This is a genomic window from Myxococcus vastator (assembly GCF_010894475.1).
Lineage (GTDB): Bacteria > Myxococcota > Myxococcia > Myxococcales > Myxococcaceae > Myxococcus > Myxococcus vastator.
Map to the genome: position 1 here is coordinate 1 of NZ_JAAIYB010000587.1, position 4,128 is coordinate 4,128.

General features: G+C 69.7%; 5 protein-coding genes. 3 read left to right on the top strand and 2 right to left on the bottom strand.

Features of this window, described 5'->3' with window-relative positions:
- Nucleotides 1–420: DUF1206 domain-containing protein (locus G4D87_RS34360; protein ID WP_163786898.1), on the bottom strand; the 420-nt coding region annotated here is incomplete at its 3' end.
- A 196-nt stretch (nucleotides 421–616) separates the two neighbouring features.
- Nucleotides 617–1,465, bottom strand: coding sequence for a hypothetical protein (locus G4D87_RS34365; RefSeq protein ID WP_163786899.1), 849 nt, complete (start codon nucleotides 1,463–1,465; stop codon nucleotides 617–619).
- Nucleotides 1,466–1,673: 208 nt separating this feature from the next.
- Here G4D87_RS34365 and gstA point away from each other — a divergent pair, with 208 nt between their 5' ends.
- The 3 genes from gstA to G4D87_RS34380 all read left to right on the top strand — a co-directional run bounded on the left by gstA (nucleotide 1,674) and on the right by G4D87_RS34380 (nucleotide 3,837).
- On the top strand, nucleotides 1,674–2,282 hold the full coding sequence (gstA, locus tag G4D87_RS34370; protein WP_163786900.1) for a glutathione transferase GstA: 609 nt from the start codon (nucleotides 1,674–1,676) through the stop codon (nucleotides 2,280–2,282).
- Nucleotides 2,279–2,638 carry a VOC family protein gene (locus G4D87_RS34375; RefSeq protein ID WP_163786901.1) on the top strand — a complete coding sequence of 120 codons (360 nt, stop codon included), beginning with the start codon at nucleotides 2,279–2,281 and terminating at the stop codon, nucleotides 2,636–2,638. The genes gstA and G4D87_RS34375 overlap by 4 nt, the downstream gene beginning before the upstream one ends.
- 113 nt (nucleotides 2,639–2,751) lie before the next feature.
- Nucleotides 2,752–3,837 carry a GIY-YIG nuclease family protein gene (locus tag G4D87_RS34380; protein WP_163786902.1) on the top strand — a complete coding sequence of 362 codons (1,086 nt, stop codon included), beginning with the start codon at nucleotides 2,752–2,754 and terminating at the stop codon, nucleotides 3,835–3,837.
- Nucleotides 3,838–4,128: the final 291 nt, after the last annotated feature.

Genomic DNA, 4,128 nt, shown 5'->3' on the forward strand with positions numbered 1-4,128 from the left:
GCCCCCCTGGCCGCGCAGGAGGTTGAAGGCCGTGAGCGCGAGGCTGGCGTGAATCACGCCGCTGCCCGCCATGCCCACGCGCGCCGCGAGGCCCTTTCCGGAGCGGCCCTTGTCTTCCAGGTCCCAGGCGGCCTGGGCGAAGCGCCACAGCGCGAAGGCCACCAGCCCCACCCCCAGCAGCACCAGCAGCACCGAGCCGAAGGGCTGGCGCGCCACCTCCTCCACGGCGCCATGGGTGTCCGTCGCCTGGCCTCCTTCACCCGCGGCCAGCATCAACGCCAGCACCCCAATCACCGCGTAGACGGCCCCGCGCGCGGCGTAGCCCACGCGGGCCGCCCACTCCACGCCGCTCCGGCTCGCGTCCTGCCCCGCCCGGGCCGCCCGCTGGAGGTCGGGCCGGCGCCATGTCCCCGTCGCCATGTGTCCTCGTTCCTTTCCGGTGCTCCTGCCACATCCGAGGGGGAACGATGCACATGGACGCGGCGGCCCCCAACGGGCGCTCGCTCGGCTGCCCGCTCAGGACACTGGGGTGGCTTGTGCCCTTCATCCGGCCACCTTGAAGCGCACGGCCCCGCAGCCCGTCAGGAGGGCCGCGAGGCCATGCCCCTTCCGCGCGTCAGTCGCAGCCGACGCGCTGCGTGCTCACCACGACGTTGTCAATCCACGTCTCGGAGCCGGACGCGCCCAGCGGGTGGACGAAGCCGTAGCCCACGGAGAAGTTGTTGAAGGCGCGCATGCCGATGTTGGTGAAGTCGTGCGCCAGCGTGCCGTCCACGTAGACGCGCGTGTTGCCGTGCGTGCTCGACGTGCTGTCGCGGCGGACCTCCCACTCCAGGCACACCCAGCGCCCCGCCTCCATGCCCAGCTGGACGGGCTCGGGCTGGCGGTTCCAGCCCTGCCCTTCGCGGAAGGACCAGTCATCCAGCGCGAAGCCGCTGTCCTGCATCACTTGGAGCTCGAAGCCGCCGAAGTCCGCGTCGAAGTTGGAGAGGACGAAGAAGGTCCCCATCTGCCCGAACACCCCTGGCAGCGAGCGCATGTAGACGTGCGCGCGCACGAAGAGCCGGGTCTCGAAGGCCGGGATGCGCTGCTGCCACTGCGCGATGGCCTTGCCGGCCTGCTGCCGCTCGTCGTGTCCATCCTCGGTGAGGACGTGCAGCGCGCCCGGGCCGTTGCGCGTCCGCGTGCTGTCCACCTGGATGGAGGCGTTCTCCGCGCTGGCCGTCCATCCGCTGGTGTCGTTGCCGCTGTCGAACAGCTCGCAGAGCAGCGCGTTGGAAGGACAGGTGCCGGGCTCGGTGCTGGGGCCCGGGTTGTCGTCGCCCGCGTCGGTGCCGGAGTCCGTCCCCGCGTCGGTGCCCGCGTCATTGCCAGGAGGATTGTCGTCACCATCACCCGAGCACGCCGGCAGCACGCCCAGGGACAGGACCGCGAGAGGGAGCAGGAGAGACGGCTTGAGACGCATAGGTTCAGGTATCCGGACAGGCCCGCGGGGCCGGGCCTGCGCTGAGGGGACGCGGTCGGGCGGGCTCCCCGGACCGGTGCCGACCTTCGCGAATCCCTATCACCCGCGGTGCCTGCGGGTCACCTGGGCAGGGCGGACCCAGGGGGCGGGCCCGACCTGCATCCGAATTCATGGCGAACGGCGTCGGAGTCGTGCAGGAATCCGCGCCATGAAACTCTTCTACTCTCCCGGTGCCTGCTCGCTGTCGCCCCACATCATCCTTCGCGAGGGCGGCTTCTCCTTCACCACCGAGAAGGTGGACCTCCGCGCCAAGAAGACGGCGGCGGGCGAGGACTTCGTCACCATCAACCCCAAGGGTTACGTCCCGGCGCTCCAGTTGGATGACGGCAGCCTGCTGACGGAGGGCCCCGCCATCGTCCAGTTCCTCGCCGACCAGGTCCCCGACAAGAAGCTGGCCCCGGCCAACGGCACACTGGAGCGCTACCGCCTCCAGGAGATGCTCAACTTCATCTCCACGGAGATTCACAAGGGCTTCAGCCCCCTCTTCAACCCGGCGTTCCCGGATGAAGTCAAGCGGCTGACGCGCGAGCGGCTCGCGCAGCGCCTGGGCGTGCTGGAGGCGGTGGTGGCGAAGCAGGCGTACCTGCTGGGCGACCAGTTCACCGTGGCGGACGCGTACCTCTTCACGACGCTCAACTGGGCCGGACACACGAAGGTGGACCTGGAGCCCTTCCCCGCGCTGCGCGCCTACCACGCTCGCGTGGCGGACCGGCCCGCCGTGCAGGAGGCCCTGAAGGCGGAAGGCCTCGCGAAGTGACGGCGGCTTTCGTCAAGCTGCTCGTCACGGACAGCGCGCGCTCGGTGGCCTTCTATGAGGCGCTGGGCTTCGAGCGCGTGAGCGCCGAGCCCCCCTTCGTCCACCTCCGGTGGGCGGAGGCCCTGGACGTCTACCTTGTCACGCCGCCGCCGCAGTTGAAGCTGGAAGGCCGGCGCGGCACGGGCGTGCTCGTCGGCCTCCGCGCCGAGGCCCCTCACAGCGTGGACGAGGTGCTCCTGCGGGCTCAAGCGCAGGGCGCCGCCGTGGATGGCCCCACGGTGCAGCCCTGGTTCACCCGGGAGCTCATCGTCACCGACCCGGACGGCTACCGGCTGAACTTCATCGAGCCGGCGTAAGGGCGAGCGGCCTCATCCCGAGGCCGCCCGCCCACCGAGGCGGCTCGGGCGGGACGGCCGGCGTGCGCCACACCGTGGGCCTCGCACGCGGTACGGTGCGGGCCGCCTGCATCATGGAACCCCGCGTCGCCGCCCTCTTCGCCCACGTCCGCGAGCACGCCGAGAACCGTCCTGGCGTCTACCGGATGCTGGGGCCTTCGGATGAAGTGCTCTACGTGGGCAAGTCCGTGCGGGTGCGCACGCGGCTCTTGTCGTACTTCCGCGCGGAGGCGCACGAGAAGGCGGCGGAGATCATCGCCCACGCGCACCGCGTCGTCTGGGAGTACACGCCCAGCGAGTTCGCGGCGCTGCTGCTCGAGTTCCGCCTCATCAAGTCCCAGCGTCCCCTCTACAACGTGGAGCACAAGCGGGACCGGGGCCACTGCTTCATCCACCTGACGCGCGAGCCCGTCGCCCGGCTGCGCGTGGTGGGAAAGGCCACCGGCGAGCGCGGCGACTACTACGGGCCCTTCCACGGCCGGAGCGCCGTGTCCGACGTGGTGCGCGCGGTGAGTGACTTGCTGGAGCTGCGGGACTGCGCGGCGGACACGCCCATGCGCCTGGCGGACCAGGGCCAGCTCTTCCCGTTGAAGCAGGAGCCGCTGTGCATGCGCGGGCAGCTCTCACGCTGCCTGGCGCCGTGTGCCGGCGGCTGTACGCATGCGGAGTACGACGCGCGCGTCGCCCAGGCCCGCGCCTTCCTCGAAGGCACGTCCGACACGCCGCTGACGCTGCTGCGCGAGCGCATGGCGCTGGCGGCGCGCAGGCTCCAGTTCGAATACGCCGCGGAGCTGAGGGACCGGGCGGAGCGGCTGGAGCTGATGCGCGGCTGGGTGGTGGAGCTGAGCCAGATGCTCAGGCGCCTCTCCTTCGTCTACGCGGTGCCTGGCCATGGCGGTGAGGACCGCGTCTACGTGGTGCGCCGGGGCAGCGTGCGCGCGGAGCTGCCCGCGCCCATCACGATTGAGCAACACCAGGCGCTGGAGGCCCAGGCCCGTGAAATCCTCGAGCGGCCCGAGCCGGAGACGCTGGGCTTCCGCGCGCATGAAGCGCAGGAGGTGATGCTCATCGCCCGCTGGTTCCGCCTGCACCCGGAGGAGCTGAACGAAGGGCCCTGCCAGCTGGCAGGGTCCGTTTGTTCTACACGGGGCTCTCAATGAATATCGCGGGGCCTTCGTGCTTAAGCCGCTGAATTACAAGATATTTCACCCCACGACGATTCAGAGGACACGCTCTACGCTCTGCGGCTCAGAACGCGATTGCCTATCCCTTCGGCCGCGGATTGGGCTTTCTGGAGCTCTCTTTCGTCCAATCTGGGGAGAGCGTGACCAAGAGCGGTTAACAGGTACTGTTAAGGGCCCGATCAGAAATTACTTATCCGAATTGGGCTTGAGGACGTAGTTCCAGTCCCCATGAAAGTCTGAGCGGACGAGGCGGAGTTGATGCATGGC

What these genes read in the sequence shown, in the direction of transcription:
- G4D87_RS34365 (WP_163786899.1), bottom strand. Translation starts at nt 1,465, where the DNA reads ATGCGTCTCAAGCCGTCTCTCCTGCTCCCTCTCGCGGTCCTGTCCCTG.
- gstA (WP_163786900.1), top strand. Translation starts at nt 1,674, where the DNA reads ATGAAACTCTTCTACTCTCCCGGTGCCTGCTCGCTGTCGCCCCACATC.
- G4D87_RS34380 (WP_163786902.1), top strand. Translation starts at nt 2,752, where the DNA reads ATGGAACCCCGCGTCGCCGCCCTCTTCGCCCACGTCCGCGAGCACGCC.